The sequence below is a fragment of the Pigmentiphaga sp. NML080357 genome (genome assembly GCF_002188465.1).
In the GTDB taxonomy this organism is placed as follows: domain Bacteria; phylum Pseudomonadota; class Gammaproteobacteria; order Burkholderiales; family Burkholderiaceae_B; genus Pigmentiphaga.
In genome coordinates this window covers 1-13861 of sequence record NZ_NINW01000026.1, presented here as the reverse complement: position 1 = coordinate 13861, position 13861 = coordinate 1, and the positions used below count along the sequence as shown (strand labels likewise).

The 13861-nt window shown below is 69.2% G+C and carries 10 protein-coding genes and 1 pseudogene; 1 reads left to right on the top strand and 10 read right to left on the bottom strand.

Annotated features, from left to right (window positions below):
* Positions 1 to 15: 15 nt before the first annotated feature.
* Positions 16 to 1035: an LD-carboxypeptidase gene (locus tag CDO44_RS10175; protein ID WP_087780130.1), complete on the bottom strand. Its 1020-nt coding sequence runs from the start codon at positions 1033 to 1035 to the stop codon at positions 16 to 18.
* Positions 1032 to 1538, bottom strand: a complete 507-nt coding sequence (gene tadA, locus CDO44_RS10170) for a tRNA adenosine(34) deaminase TadA (RefSeq protein WP_087780129.1) — start codon at positions 1536 to 1538, stop codon at positions 1032 to 1034. Before tadA ends, CDO44_RS10175 begins: the two co-directional genes overlap by 4 nt.
* Before the next feature lie 180 nt (positions 1539 to 1718).
* Between tadA and CDO44_RS10165 the strand changes: the two genes are divergently transcribed.
* Positions 1719 to 3599, top strand: a complete 1881-nt coding sequence (locus CDO44_RS10165) for a choice-of-anchor I family protein (protein WP_233146120.1) — start codon at positions 1719 to 1721, stop codon at positions 3597 to 3599.
* Positions 3600 to 3661: 62 nt separating this feature from the next.
* On the opposite strand, the gene CDO44_RS10160 is transcribed toward CDO44_RS10165, so the two are convergent.
* The 8 genes and pseudogenes from CDO44_RS10160 to CDO44_RS10125 all read right to left on the bottom strand — a co-directional run.
* Complete coding sequence (locus tag CDO44_RS10160) at positions 3662 to 4870, bottom strand: MFS transporter (RefSeq protein ID WP_233146119.1); 1209 nt, start codon at positions 4868 to 4870, stop codon at positions 3662 to 3664.
* A 75-nt stretch (positions 4871 to 4945) separates the two neighbouring features.
* Entirely contained in the window at positions 4946 to 5140 is a 195-nt protein-coding gene (locus CDO44_RS10155; protein WP_087780127.1) for a hypothetical protein, read from the bottom strand.
* Between the two features lie 97 nt (positions 5141 to 5237).
* On the bottom strand, positions 5238 to 7520 hold the full coding sequence (locus CDO44_RS10150; protein ID WP_087780126.1) for a CHASE2 domain-containing protein: 2283 nt from the start codon (positions 7518 to 7520) through the stop codon (positions 5238 to 5240).
* Between the two features lie 3 nt (positions 7521 to 7523).
* On the bottom strand, positions 7524 to 9200 hold the full coding sequence (locus CDO44_RS10145) for a FecR domain-containing protein (RefSeq protein WP_087780125.1): 1677 nt from the start codon (positions 9198 to 9200) through the stop codon (positions 7524 to 7526).
* Positions 9197 to 9919, bottom strand: a complete 723-nt coding sequence (locus tag CDO44_RS10140) for a response regulator transcription factor (protein WP_087780124.1) — start codon at positions 9917 to 9919, stop codon at positions 9197 to 9199. Before CDO44_RS10140 ends, CDO44_RS10145 begins: the two co-directional genes overlap by 4 nt.
* 126 nt (positions 9920 to 10045) lie before the next feature.
* A complete protein-coding gene (locus tag CDO44_RS10135; RefSeq protein WP_087780123.1) occupies positions 10046 to 10504 on the bottom strand; it encodes a hypothetical protein in 459 nt (152 codons plus the stop codon).
* A 165-nt stretch (positions 10505 to 10669) separates the two neighbouring features.
* Positions 10670 to 12163, bottom strand: coding sequence for an efflux transporter outer membrane subunit (locus CDO44_RS10130; RefSeq protein ID WP_233146118.1), 1494 nt, complete (start codon positions 12161 to 12163; stop codon positions 10670 to 10672).
* 17 nt (positions 12164 to 12180) lie between these two features.
* Positions 12181 to 13728: pseudogene (locus CDO44_RS10125) on the bottom strand (efflux RND transporter permease subunit); the annotation flags it as partial.
* Positions 13729 to 13861: the final 133 nt, after the last annotated feature.

The window sequence follows — 13861 nt, the reverse complement described above, 5'->3', positions numbered from 1 at the left end:
TGGCCGGCGTCGGCCTCAGTGCGAGTGGTCGTGCTCGGCCAGGACCAGATAGGCCATGCCGCCCTCGGTGGCCAGTCCGACGCGGGCCCCCACCGGCAGGGTGGCCTTGGTCTTGACGTGCCCGAACGGCAGCCCGGGCACGACGGGCACGCCGGTCTCGCGCCGCAGCCATTCGATCACGGACGACAGGTCGTAGCCGTCATCGTGCGGCGTGAGCTTGTAGTCGGTAAAGCTGCCCAGCACGATGGCCTTCTGCCTGCCCAGCACGCCTGCCTGGGCCAGTTGCACCAGCATGCGCTCGACCCGGTAGGGATGCTCGTTCACGTCTTCCAGGAACAGGATGCCTCGGGTGCGCGGGAAGTACGGCGTGCCCAGCAGCGACACCAGCACGGCCAGGTTTCCGCCCCACAGGACGCCGCGGCAGTCCACGGCGTCGGCCTGCTCCGACTCGAAGCTCAGGATCTCCAGCTCGCCCCGCAAGGTCTCGGCGAACAGGGCCGCGGTCAGGTCATCCACGCGCTTGCCGCCGAAGTCGAAGGCCGCCATGGGGCCGGCATAGCTGACCGCCCCGGTCTTGGCCAGCAAGGCCAGCTGGAAAAAGGTGAAATCGCTGTGGCCGACGAAGCGCTTGCCGCTGTCGGCCATGGCTGTCCAGTCGATGCGCGGCAGCAGCCGGGACAGCCCATAGCCGCCGCGCGTGGCCATGACGATGGGGTGTTTCTGGGCGGCGGCACGGGCCAGCGCCGCCAGGCGCTGTTCGTCGGTGCCGGCAAAGCGCTGCCGTCGCAGCATCGCGCCGCGATCCAGCACCGCTTGAAAACCCAGCGCTTTGAGGTTGGCGCGCGCATGGTCGATCCTCTCGGGCTCGGGTACCGCACCCGAGGGCGACACCAGGTAGATGCCGGGCCTGCGTCCCAGCGCAGGCAGGCCGTGTTCGTGCCCGTGGTGCGCGTGGCGCTGATCGTGTACATGGTCGTGGACGGGGCCGGCGGCGTGGGCCGGCGGCACGGCGCGGGTGGAACGGCGTCGATTCATGCTTGCTCGGAAGGAAGGGAGGAGGCGGAGCCGCCGCGGGCGGCCTCGCGCTTGTGGCGAAAGAACGCCCTGAGCAGCTCGCCGCATTCGTCCGCCAGTACGCCGCCCTCGACCCGCGTCTGGTGGTTCAGCACGGCGATCGCCGGCAGATCGAGCACGCCGCCGCAGGCGCCGGTCTTGGGATCGGACGCGCCGTACACGACGCGCGCCAGGCGCGCATGCAGCATGGCGCCCATGCACATGGCGCAGGGTTCGAGCGTGACATAGAGCGTGGCGCCAGGCAGGCGATAGTTGCCAGCCTGGCGGCAGGCCTCGCGCAGGGCCTGGATCTCGGCATGGGCCGTGGGATCGTGGCTGCCTATCGGGCGGTTGGCGCCCTCGCCTATGACCTGGCCCGACGCATCGCACACCACCGCGCCCACCGGCACTTCGCCGTCTCGCCAGGCCTGTTCGGCCAGCGCCAGCGCTCGGCGCATCAGGATGGCATCGGGAGATTCGGACATAGGTATCGAAGGAGGAACCGGCGCATTCTACCCCGCCGCCCGCGCAAACCCCAGAAGGCGGTCAGGCGGCGCAAGAAGCCTTCGGTTTCTTACATATGACTGTCATGTTACCTCGTCATCATCGCGGGCTTGTCCAACCCACCCGACCGAACGATGACTCCCGCCACCAAGCTCCCGCGCATGAAGCTCCTCGCACACAGCCTGTGCGCGCTCGCCGTCGTCCTGCCCCTGGCCGCCTGCCTGAGCGACAGCGGCGACGATGCCGTGTCCACCACGCCGCCCGTGACCGAGCCCCCGGTCGCCGAGCCCACGCCCAAGAGCATCAGCCTGAAGATGCTGGGCCGCTATTCGGCGGGCGAGTTCAATGTCAGCGCCGCCGAGATCCCTGCCTTCGACGCGGCCAGCAAGCGCGGATTCATCGTCAACGCGCTCAACGGCGTCGTGGACGTGCTGGACATGAACGATCCCTCCAACCCCAAGCGCATCGGCACCATCGACGCATCGACCATCGTCACCGGCGGCCAGATCAACAGCGTCGCGGTGCACGATGGCCTCGTCGCCGTCGCCATCCAGGCGGCCGACAAGACCGATCCCGGGTTTGCCGCGCTCTACAAGGCCGACACCCTCGCCCTGCTGGGCAAGGTCGGCGTGGGCGCCCTGCCCGACATGCTGACGTTCACGCCCGACGGCAAGACCCTGCTGGTGGCCAACGAAGGCGAACCCAGCGACGACTACCAGACCGACCCGGTAGGCTCGATCAGCATCATCGACGTCTCGAACCCCGCGTCGCCCTCGGCCAAGGTCGCCGGCTTCACCGCCTGGAACGGCAAGGAGGCGGAGCTGCGCGCCAAGGGCGTGCGCATCTACGGTCCCAAGGCGAGCGCGGCCCAGGATTTCGAACCCGAATACATCGCTGTGTCGGCCGACGGCAAGACGGCCTGGGCGACGCTGCAGGAAAACAATGCGCTGGCGCGTATCGACGTGGCCAAGGCCACCGTCACGGACATCCTGCCGCTGGGCTACAAGGATCATGGGCTGGAGGCCAATGCGCTGGATGCCAGCGATGAGCCGGCGAAATTGAACATCCGCACCTATCCTGGCGTGCGCGGGATGTACTTGCCCGACGCCATCGCCGCCTACGCCGCCGGAGGCAAGACCTACCTCGTCACCGCCAACGAAGGCGACGCCAGGGCCTGGGGAGAAGACACCGATGCCTACTGGGCAGGCGACGCGACCAAAGGGTTCGTCGAGGAATTCCGCGTCAAGCATCTGGTCCACGCCAGCGGCTTCGCCCGCCGCCGCGGCGACGACCTGCCGCCTCAACTGGACGCCCTGGCCGCTGGCGCGCTGCTGAACCCCGAGACCTTCGCTTATTGCGGCGCCACCGCCGGCAATCCCGGCGCATGCCGCGATGACGACGTTCTCGGCCGCCTGCAGATCTCCTGGACCCTGGGCTATCGCCAGGACGCGACCGGCAAGCCGGTGAAATTCAACGCCCAGGGCGCCGAGGACCCCGCGGGCGACCGCATCATGTACGACCACTTGTACGCCTACGGCGGCCGCTCGTTCTCGATCTGGGACCAGGACGGCAAGCTGGTGTGGGATTCAGGTGCGCAGTTCGAACGACTGCTTGCCAGCGCCGACTGCAAGGTCGGCCCGAACCGCGACATTCCCTGCGCCACCTACTTCAACTCCGGCCACGACGAAGGAAAAGGCTTCGACAGCCGCAGCGATGCCAAGGGGCCTGAGCCCGAAGGCGTGGAAATCGGCGTCATGGGGGAGAAAACCTTCGCCTTCATCGGACTGGAGCGCATGGGCGGCGTCATGGTGTATGACATCACGGATCCGAAGGCCCCGGTGTTCATGGACTACTTCAATACGCGCGCCAATTGGGAGGAAGACCCGTCGGCCGACAACCTCGCCAAGATGGGCGACCTGGGCCCCGAGGGGCTGAAGTTCGTGCCGGCCACCAAGTCGCCGACGGGCCAGCCCCTGCTGATCGTCGGCCACGAGGTCAGCGGCACGACGGCGGTCTACGAGGTCACGCGGGTCCTGCAGTAACCGAACCGCGCTCTGTCCGCGCCGGCCGCGGCGCAGGGCGCGATCCAGCAAGCGGAGCGGGTTCACCCGCCCCGCCGCACTTCCTTGCCCATGCCGAACGCGATGAAGGCAGCCGAGATGACGCAGGCGGCCAGGCCGGCCAGGAAGGCGGCGCGATAGCCAAAAGCGCCGATCAGCAGCCCCGCCAGCGGCCCCGTCACTCCCGCGGTGACGTCCACGAAGGCCAGGAAACCGCCCACCGCCACGCCACGGCTCTCCGGCGGCACGCGGCGCATGGCTTCCACGCCCATGGAAGGAAACACCAGCGAAAAGCCGATACCGGTCAGCGTCGCGCCGGCAAGCGCGAAGGCGGGACTGGGCGCCATCCAGAGCAGGAATTGCCCCAGCGCCTCGATCACCAACGAGACGGCCGCGACCTTGCGTCCGCCCAGTTGATCGGGCAGCTTGCCGAAAAACAGGCGCACCAGGATGTAGCCGGCCGCAAACCCTGTCAGCGCCAGGCCGGCGCCTTCCCAGCCGCGGCTGGCGAAATACAGCACCACGAAGGCGGTCAGCACCGCGAAGGGCGCGGATGCCAGCGACAGCGCCGCGCCCTGCCTCCAGATCAGGCCGATGACCTGCAGGAAGGGGACTTGCTTTCTCGCCCCGCCCAGCACCGGGACGGGCGGCACGCGCGATGCGATGGCGAGCCCGGCCAGCGGGAAGGCGATGGTGGCCAAGCCAACGGCGAAGAAATCCATGCGCTGCATGATCGCGACGCCCAGGGGCGCGCCCAGGCCCAGCGCCGCGAACATGGCGATGCCCTGCCAGGACATCACCAGGCCGGTACGCTGGGGGCCGACCCGGCCGATGCCCCAGGTCATGGTGCCGGTCAGGAACAGGCTCTCGGCCGGCCCCATGAGGATACGGCCGACCACCAGCACCGCCAGCGACAGCCCGGGATGCGGAACCATTGCCGACACGACATAGAGCAGGCCGGCACCGGCCGCCATCGGCAGGCCCGCCAGCACCGCCCGGCGCGGGCCATGCCGGTCGACATAGGAGCCGGCGAACTTGCGGGTCAGTATGGTCGTGAGCGGCTGCAAGCCGATGATCCAGCCTACTACCAGTGGACTGAATCCGAGCACCCCGTTGACATGCAGCGGCAACGCGGGCAGCGGCAGGCCGACCGCCAGAAAGCCGGTGAAGACGATCGCGACCAGCGGCAGCAGGCGTAGGGCCGATTGATGGGAGGAAGGGGAAGAAATGACAGGAGAGGCGTTGTTCATCATTGAGCGTCGATAAGCGACGCGCATCGGCCCGGCCGGGCCTTGCGCGACTTCCAACGCGTTGAATGACGTTAACGCTTACGACAGTAATCTGGAGTATCCGGCCGGATCATACCACTCGCCGAGTTCCGGCGCGCAGCGCTTGCCGGCCGCATGCGGCGGATACACCACGCTCAGGTCCATGCAGAGGTCCCGGGCCATGATCCAGACGAGCGAGAACGGCGCGGCAATGGCCACGCACAGGATGAGTATCGCCAGAATCCGTTCCGCCATGCGTACCACTGATGCCTAGAGTGCCGCGCAAGTCTACGCTTGTTCGCGGCAACGTCCGCGGGCGCGTTCACGATTGTTTGCGTTGCGCGAAGCCGCCTCACGCCCTGGCCGCGGGCAGGAGAATGCGGAACTCGCTGCCCTGCCCCACTTCGCTTTCGCATTCGATGCGGCCGCCGTGCCGCTCGGCCACCGCCTTGGCGAAAGCCAGTCCCAGGCCGAAGCCGGGTGCGCCATCCGCGCCGGCGCCGACGCGCGAGAATTCCTGGAACAGGCGGGCCTGGTCGGCCGGCGCAATGCCGGGCCCGCGGTCCCTGACTGCCAGGCACCACTCGCCGTCCCTGGGAACCAGGCGGCAATCCACGCGGCTGCCCGCGGGACTGAACTTGATCGCGTTGCCGACCAGGTTGATCAGCGCGCGGGCCAGCAAGGAACGATCGCCGGATATCGGCGCCCCTTCCGGCGGCACCTCGGTGGCCAACTCGATGTCCTTTGCCTGCGCGAGGGTCCAGCATTCGTCGGCCGCATCGAGCAGCACGTCCGCGCCGTCCAGCCTCTCTTCTTTCACAGGCGCCGTGGCCAGTTTCGCCAGTTCGACGAAGGATTCTGCCAAGGACTGGGTTCGAAGCACGTAGCGGCGAATGCGCGCGAGCAATTCCTCCTGCGGCAGTTCCTCCGGATCGGCCCGATGCAGGTCCAGCAATGCAAGGATGGCGCCTTGCGGCGAGCGGATGTCATGGGACAGGAAGCGCAAGGCCTGGTCGCGCTTGCGTTCGGCCTCGCGCAGCGGCGTGATGTCCACCAGCGTCACGATCCAGGCCGTGTCGGCCTCGCCCAGCCCGGCGCACTGCGCATATTCGAACAGGAAGGCCCGGCCCGCGGCGTCGCGGCACTCCATGGACCGGCCGGGCTCGGTCTGCGCCGGCCAGTCCAACGCGCCGCCCGCGACCAAGGCAAACCCGGCGAGCAGGCGCGACATTTCCGCGCCCTTGGCGGCCGCCTCGCCGAAGTGCCGCAAGGCAGCGCGATTGGACAACAGCACGCGGCCGTCTTCGCCTATCGCCAGGGCCGCGTCGGGCAGGCTCTCGATGACCGAAGACATGAAAGCCTGCACGTCGAGCAGGCGCCCGGTGGCCTGGGCCAGGTCCCGGATGCGGCGGTCGATCAGGTCGCCCGAACGCGCCGGCGCACCGTCTGCCGGCACCGCGCCATGGCGGCGCAGGCGCCCCAGTTCGTCGACGAGGTAGGCGGCGGCATGTTCCAGGCGGCGCCAGTTCCACGCCAGGTAGCACGCGGCGATCGACAGCACTGCGGCGCCCGGGGGGAACCACACCTCCCGCCCCAGCAACAGCGCCAGGCTCGCCGCGATCGCGGCCACGACGCCGGCCGCCGATGCGGCCAGTGCCCAGGCCGGCGCAAGCAGCCACAGCGCAGGCAGAACGGCCGCCACCAGGAGCAAGGTCAGCGCGACACCGACCCATGGCGACACGATCACGCGCCCGGTGCCGGAGGCGAGATTGTCGATGACGTTGGCGGAAATCTCGACGCCGGGCGTGAACCGGTGGCGTCCCGACAGCGGCGTCGGATAGATGTCGCCCAGGCCGGTGGCCGTCGAGCCGACCAGTACGATGTGCCCGCTGAGGGCCTCGTCGGGCAGCCGGCCCGCCAGCACGTCGGCGGCGGAGATCGTGCGGTAGGTGCCGGCGGGCCCGGCATAGGCGATGTGCACCCAGTTGTCGCGCCACCAGCGGCCGCCCGTAGCGCCCGCGGCGCGCGGAGCCCGGTTGCCCGGCAGCGGATCCGGCACGCGGGCGCCGGCAGTGCGCAACAGCGCCAGCGCGAAGTGTTCCCATTGCCTGTCCTCGGTCCCCTCGCGCAGGTAGACGCTGCGCACCACGCCGTCGGCATCGGGCTCTATCGAGACATGCCCGAGCTGCCGGGCGGCTGCCGCCAGCGGCGCCACCGGCAGCATGGCCTGCACCTGGTTGGTCCCGATCTGGGCGGTGAATACCGGCAGCACGACATTGCCGCTGCGGCGTAGCGCCTCCGCAAGCCGCTGGTCGACCGTGGGGTCCGTGGACGGTTCGGACAGCAGCAGGTCGAGCCCGACCGCGGCCGGCGACTGCGCGGCGATGCGCTCAATCAGATCGATCTGCTGGTCCCGGCTCCACGGCCAGCGCCCCACTTGCGCCAGGCTGCGCTCGTCGATCGCCACCAGGACGATGTCCGGGCTCGGCTCCGGCACGGCGAGCCTGCTGAACGCGTCATACAACGCGGCATCCAGGCGCCCCAGCCCGTTCTGCCAGGCGAGCAGCGCCGCCAGGCACAAGCCCGCGGCAACCGCGATGCCCCGGACCAGCGGACGAGGCCGGAGGCTGTCCATGCGCTACTGGAGCCGGACTTCCTGGCCGTCGCCCGTGCGCAGGGCGCCGGCTCCGCTGCGCACGAAGCGGCTGATGCGGAAGCGTTGCGGGCGGGTGAAGTCGCGCACGAAGCCGTCGCTGTCCGTGGCCTGTATGCGCAGGAAATAGTCGCCCGCCGGCAGTCCTTCGAGCGTCCATTGCCGCTGCCCGGTCCGGCTTTGCAGGACGGGCTCGGCAAACCCGGCATCGCGCGCGATCTGGACCAGATACCGCTGGCCCGGCTCGCCATCCCAGCGCAAGGTCGCATTGTCGCCATCCTGGTCCATCGTCACGCTGGTCCCCACGGGCAGCCGCACCATGAAACGGCGCGCATCGCCGAAGGGGCCGGCGTCCGGATTGCCGTCCTTGCCGCGCGCGATGCTGCCCACGCGCCAGTAATACGTACCCGACGACAACCCGCCCACCGCTCGCGCGGCATCGGTCTGCATGGATTCGTCGAGGATCAGGTCGGTGAACGCCTCATCGCGGGCCAGTTGCAGGCGATAGCCTATGACCCCTTCCGCCTGGGTCCATCTGAGCACCGCCTCCGCCTGTTCCACGGTCCCGCCGTCCGCCGGCGCGAGCGTCACCGGCGGCTCCGGCCGAGCCTTGAGCTTGATCGGCCATGTCGCCTGCCGCCCTTCTATCCCCTGGCCGTCGACCGCGCTGATCCGGACCACGTAGTCGCCGTCTTCCAGCCCGGCGAAGCGCACCCGCGGCTGCGGCACCACGACGTTGCCGGCGACCCGTTCGGCGGCATCGGCTGGCCAGATGAAGGCGCGATAGGCCACGGCGCCGTCCAGCGGCGCGAAGGCCAGGTCGACGACCGGACGCTGCTGCAGCGTGCGCACGCCGGTCAGATCGGGCGCGGGCAGCAGCGGCGACAGCGCGGGAACCCGTGCGCCTGCCGCCACCGCGCCGCCGGTTCCGGCCGCCGCCAGGGCGGTAGCGCCGGAGCTGCGCACCTTCAGCTCGACTTCGCCGTGCAGGACGTCGCTGGTGGCCGCCCCGCCTTCTTGCAACGTGACGCCGAACTCGGTGCCGCGCACGCCGGCGGCCATCAGGGGCGTATCGACCCGGAACCGGCTGCCGGTAGGCCGCTGGGGCGCAACGCGCGATTCCACCCGCCCCTTGTCGAGGGCCAGCGACGTATCGCTGCGTTTCTTGGTCACGCTGTACCTGAGCCTCTCGAGTCGCAGCTCGGAATCTCCGGTCACGCGTACGATGGACCCGTCGGCCATCTCCAGGGTGGCGAAGCCGCCGCCGTCGGTGACCAGGCGATCGCCGTCTATCAGCCGCATGCCGGGTTCCAGCGCGCCGGCGGCGCCGCCGCGGGTCGTGTAGCGCACGCCGCCCGAAACGTGCACCACCCGGGCCCCGCCGGGTTTCTTGCGCAGTAATTCGTCGGGCACGAGGATGACCGAGCCCGGCCGCAGGCGAAACGGATTGGGATTGCCGTTGGCACGGGCCAGCGCCAGCCACTGCCCCGGGTCTTCCAGGTAGGCCTGCGCCAGGTCGTAGAGGGTGTCGCCGGGGCGCACGAGATGGCGCACCGGTTCGGCTTGCTGGGCGATCGCAGGCGCCGCGCCCAAGGCGCAGGCGGCCGCGATCGTCCACGTGGAGAACCGGATGCCGGCCTCCAGGGGATGGAACGGTTTCATGTCGGATCGTTAGTGGGTGCGTCGGGAGCCGGGGGCTCGCTCAATACCTCGAAGCGGTAGCCCAGACCGTATACCGGTACGAGGCGTACGCCGTTATGCGGTCGCAGATCGAGCTTGCGGCGCAACTGCGACATGTGGGTGGTGACGGTCCGCGTGTCGATGGCGCTGGTGCCCCAGAGTTCTTCGAGCAGATGTTGGTGCGTCAGGAGCCGGCCCGGGTTGCGGAACAGGAACAGGGCCAGTTCGTATTCCTTGGGCTTGAGTTCGACGACTTTGCCGTCGAGCTTGATTTCACGGCGATGGAGGTCGAAAGCATAGCCGCCGAATCCGGGCTGGGCGGGGCGCGCTGCCTCGGGGTAGGCGCGCCGCAGCAGGGCGGCGATCCGGGCCTGCAGCTCGAAGGGCCGGATGGGCTTGGCCATGTAGTCGTCGGCGCCGGCCTGCAGGCCGTCGACCACGTCCTGCTCCTCGTCGCGGCTGGTGACGAACAGCACCGGCAGGTGCGCGGGCAGGTTGCGGCGAATCCATCCCAGGATTTCCGGGCCTTCGACATGCGGCACGTGCCAGTCGAGCACGAACATGTCGTAGCTCTGCCGGTGGAGGTCGCGCAACATCACTCTGCCATCGTCGAAAACGTGGCAGTCGTGCCCCGCCTGGAGCAGCGTCTTTTCTATGATCCTGGCATGCGCCGGATCGTCTTCCAGTATGGCTATGCGCACCTGGCCCCCGGAAATTGATGCAAAGCCGACGTATTTTACATTTTATAACGCGGCTCCACCGGAGCACCGCCGCGCGGTCCGGCCAAGCGCGCCCCGGCGGCGTGCCGGGGGGCCTGCATCGGGCGGTCAGCGCATGCCGGGCGCCCCGCCGGAACCGGGTGTCGCCGGACCGGGCGAGCCGGATGGCATGGCGGGCGACGACGGAGCGGGAGTCACGATTTCCCGGTATTCCCGGAGCACGCCGCCGCCTTCGACGCTGCCGGTCACGGTGCCCCGCCCTTCCGCCCGCGCGATGCAGGCGGGACGGTCGGCCTCCGGCAAGGCGTTGCAGCGCTGGGTCCGGTTGCGCTCGTAGCCCGAGGCGTCGCCGCCCCGCAGATTGCCGCGCCGGGCCTCCTGCAGGGCCGCGCCCGCTTCGCGCAGGCACGTCGCGCGGTCCTGCCCCGATTTGCCGCTATTGCAGCGGGCCACTTCCTCGCGGTAGGCCGCTTGCCCATCGGAGGCGGCCTGCGCCGATGACAACAGGATGGCGCCCAAGGCGGCCATGGCGAGCCTGGAGGCGCGATGCTTGCTCTTGGTATTCATGCCTGACTCCTTCCGCACAAAGAAGCCCCGCCGCGCGAGGCCGGTGCGCCGATCCAGTGTAGGCGCGCCGCGTCGCCGCACGGCAGCCGCGAGGGGCGACTATGTAAGCGTTCTGTACAGCAAACGCCGCATCGCCCGCATGCACGTCCCCCTCGCCACGGCTTGTTACGAAGGCTGGCCGGTGCGCAACAGCGCGGCCGCGGGCGGCTGCTCGGCCACGAAGCCATCCCATCCCCCGCCCAGCGCGCGGATCAGGTTCACGGTGGAACGCGCCAGCTCGCCATCCAGTCGGGTGGCCACCCGCCGCTGCTGCAGGACGCTGCGATCCGCGTCGATCACGTCCAGGTAGCTGACGGATCCCTCCCGGTACTGTATCTGCGACAACCGCGCGGCGCGGGCGGCCGACTCCACCGCCTGGTCCTGCGCCTGGTACTGGTCGCCGAGGATGCGCAGGTTCGCGAGATTGTCCTCCACTTCCTTGAACGCGTTCAGCACGGTCTGGCGATAGTTGGCGGCTTCCTCTTCATAGGCGGCGCGGGCGGCCTGCAATCCGGCTTCCCGCCGGCCGCCGTCGAAGATGGGCAGCGTGAGCATCGTCCCGACCAGCGGACCGAAGATGAACGTCCGGCTGGACCAGTTGAACAAGTCGCCCAATTGCGCCGATTCGTAGCCCAGCGCCCCCGTCAGCTCCAGGCGGGGAAAGAACGCGGTCTGCGCCAGCCCTACCCTGGCGTTGGCCGCCGCCATCGCCCGTTCGGCAGCGGCGATGTCCGGCCGCCGCTCCAGCAGCCCGGAAGGCAGTCCGGGCGGCACCGATACCGCCAGGCGGCCAAGCGGGCGAGGCGGAAGGCTGAAGTTGGCCGGCGCCTCGCCCAGCAGGATGGCCAGCGCATGCTCGGCCGCCGCCCGCTGGCGGGCGATGTCCAGCGCTTCGGAACGCGCGGAGGCGAGTTCCGTGCGCGCGCGCGCCAGGTCCAGCTCGCTGATGTCGCCCTCGTCGTAGCGGCGCTGGATCAGCGACAGGGTGCGCTCGCGCAGCGCCACCGTGCCCTCGTAGAGCTGCTGCCCCGCGTCCAGTTCGCGCACCAGGAAGTACGCCTGCGCGACATCCGCCTGCAAGGCGAGCTGGACCGAGCGGAACAGGGCCTCGCTCTGCTCGGCCTGCGCCGAGGCGGCATCCACGCTGGCGGCGACCCGGCCGAAGAGATCCACCTCATACGATACGGTTGCCTGTGCGCGCCACAGCGTGGAGGGCGACGTCGAGGCATCGGCCGGCAGCCCGCGCGAGGCCGGGGAAGGCCGCTGGCGGGTGGGGCCGACGCCGCCATCCACGCTGGGGTAGAGATCGGCCCGAGCCTCCCGCAGGCGCGCCCGCGCCTGGACGAGGCGCGCCGCGGCGGCCTTGAGATTCTGGTTCGCGCGTCCCGCCCGTTCCTGCATCTCGTCGAGCACGGGGTCCCGGAAGATCGTCCACCACTGCCCGCGGTGAGCTTCCTCGGCCGGCTGGGCCGCCTTCCAGTTTCCGCCGGCTGCCTCCTTGAAGGCGGCCGGCACCTCCGCCTTGGGCGGCTGGTAGGCCGGCGCCACCGCGCATCCGGCGAGCGCCATCGCCGCCAGCAGCGTCGCGATGGCGGCACGTCCGCGTGATTGCTTTTGCATCTTGATTTCTCGTTTCATCAATGCTCCCCCTGCGCTGCCTGGGCCACGATGGGCGCCTCGTGCTGCGCGGCGGCGTGCAGCTTGCGCGACCCGCTGGCCAGGCGCAGCAGCACGTAGAAAACCGGGGTCAGGAAAAGTCCGAACAACGTCACGCCGAGCATGCCGAAGAAAACCGCGACGCCCATGGCATGCCGCATTTCGGCGCCCGCGCCGGTGGAGGTGACCAGCGGCACCACGCCCATGATGAAGGCGATGGAGGTCATCAGGATCGGACGCAGCCGCAGCCTGCTGGCCTCGATGGCCGCCTCGACCACCGATCGCCCCTGCAGTTCGAGTTCGCGCGCGAACTCCACGATCAGGATGGCGTTCTTGGACGCCAGACCCACCAGCACCATGAGGCCGATCTGGGTGAAGATGTTGTTGTCCCCGCGGGTCAGCCAGACGCCGGTGAGCGCGGCCAGGATGCTCATGGGCACGATCAGGATGACCGCCAGCGGCAGGGTCAGGCTCTCGTACAGCGCGGCCAGCACCAGAAACACCAGCAGCACGCTGATGGGGAACACCCACACTCCGGCATTGCCGGCCAGGATCTGCTGGTAGGTCAGGTCCGTCCATTCCAGCTTCATGCCGCGCGGCAGCACTTGCGCCGCGATGCGCTCGGCCGCGGCCTGGGCCTGGTCCGACGAGTAGCCGGGAGCCGGCCCGCCGTTGATGTCCGCCGCGGTATAGCCGTTGTAGCGAACCACCATTTCCGGCCCGTAGGTCGGACGCACGTCCACCAGCGAAGACAGCGGCACCATCTCGCCCGCGGCGTTGCGGGTCTTGAGCGCCAGGATGTCGTCCGGATGCGCGCGGAACGGCGCGTCGGCCTGCGCCCGCACCTGGTATACCCGACCGAAGCGATTGAAGTCGTTCACATACAGCGACCCGAGATAGATCTGCATGGTGTCGAACACGTCCGTCACCGCCACGCCCAGTTGCTTGGCCTTGACCCGGTCGAGCTGCACGTCGAGCTGCGGCACGTTGATCTGGTAGCTGCTGAACGTCGGCCCGAGCTCGGGCGCCTTCTGCGCCGCGGCCACGAAAGCCTGCGCGGCCGCGTCCAGCTCGGCATAGCCCCGCGCGGCGCGGTCCTCGATCTGCAGCTTGAACCCGCCCAGCGTCCCGAGCCCCATGACGGGCGGCGGCGGGAACACGCCGATGAACGATTCCTTGATGGCCGAGAACTTCTGGTTCAGCGCGTTCGCAATGGCGTCGGCCGACACGTCCTTGCTCTTGCGTTCGTGGAAATCCTTGAGCGATACGAAGACGATCCCGGCGCTGGAGCTGTTGGTGAAACCGTTGATCGACAGGCCTGGGAAGGCGATGGCGCTCTCCACCCCGGGCTGCTTGAGCGCGATGTCCGACATGCGCCGGATCACGTCCTCGGTGCGGTCGAGCGAGGCCCCGTTAGGCAGTTGCGCGAAAGCGACCAGGTACTGCTTGTCCTGCGCGGGCACGAAACCGCCCGGCACGATGGTCGAGATGCCCACCGTCAAGGCGAGCAGCACGGCGTACACGCCCATGACCATGGGGTCGTCTCAGAAAACGGAAAAAATCGTACGCTAAGCACCGCAAAGAAACTCGTGATGGACAGGCACGCTACGGTCGCGGGTCGTGCCTGCCCATTGCTCAGTTGCCCTTGACGCGCAACAGTGT

Coding starts and splice junctions, on each gene's coding strand:
- CDO44_RS10175 (WP_087780130.1), bottom strand. CDS start 1,035: ATGAATCGACGCCGTTCCACCCGCGCCGTGCCGCCGGCCCACGCCGCC.
- tadA (WP_087780129.1), bottom strand. CDS start 1,538: ATGTCCGAATCTCCCGATGCCATCCTGATGCGCCGAGCGCTGGCGCTG.
- CDO44_RS10165 (WP_233146120.1), top strand. CDS start 1,719: ATGAAGCTCCTCGCACACAGCCTGTGCGCGCTCGCCGTCGTCCTGCCC.
- CDO44_RS10160 (WP_233146119.1), bottom strand. CDS start 4,870: ATGATGAACAACGCCTCTCCTGTCATTTCTTCCCCTTCCTCCCATCAA.
- CDO44_RS10155 (WP_087780127.1), bottom strand. CDS start 5,140: ATGGCGGAACGGATTCTGGCGATACTCATCCTGTGCGTGGCCATTGCC.
- CDO44_RS10150 (WP_087780126.1), bottom strand. CDS start 7,520: ATGGACAGCCTCCGGCCTCGTCCGCTGGTCCGGGGCATCGCGGTTGCC.
- CDO44_RS10145 (WP_087780125.1), bottom strand. CDS start 9,200: ATGAAACCGTTCCATCCCCTGGAGGCCGGCATCCGGTTCTCCACGTGG.
- CDO44_RS10135 (WP_087780123.1), bottom strand. CDS start 10,504: ATGAATACCAAGAGCAAGCATCGCGCCTCCAGGCTCGCCATGGCCGCC.
- CDO44_RS10130 (WP_233146118.1), bottom strand. CDS start 12,163: ATGCAAAAGCAATCACGCGGACGTGCCGCCATCGCGACGCTGCTGGCG.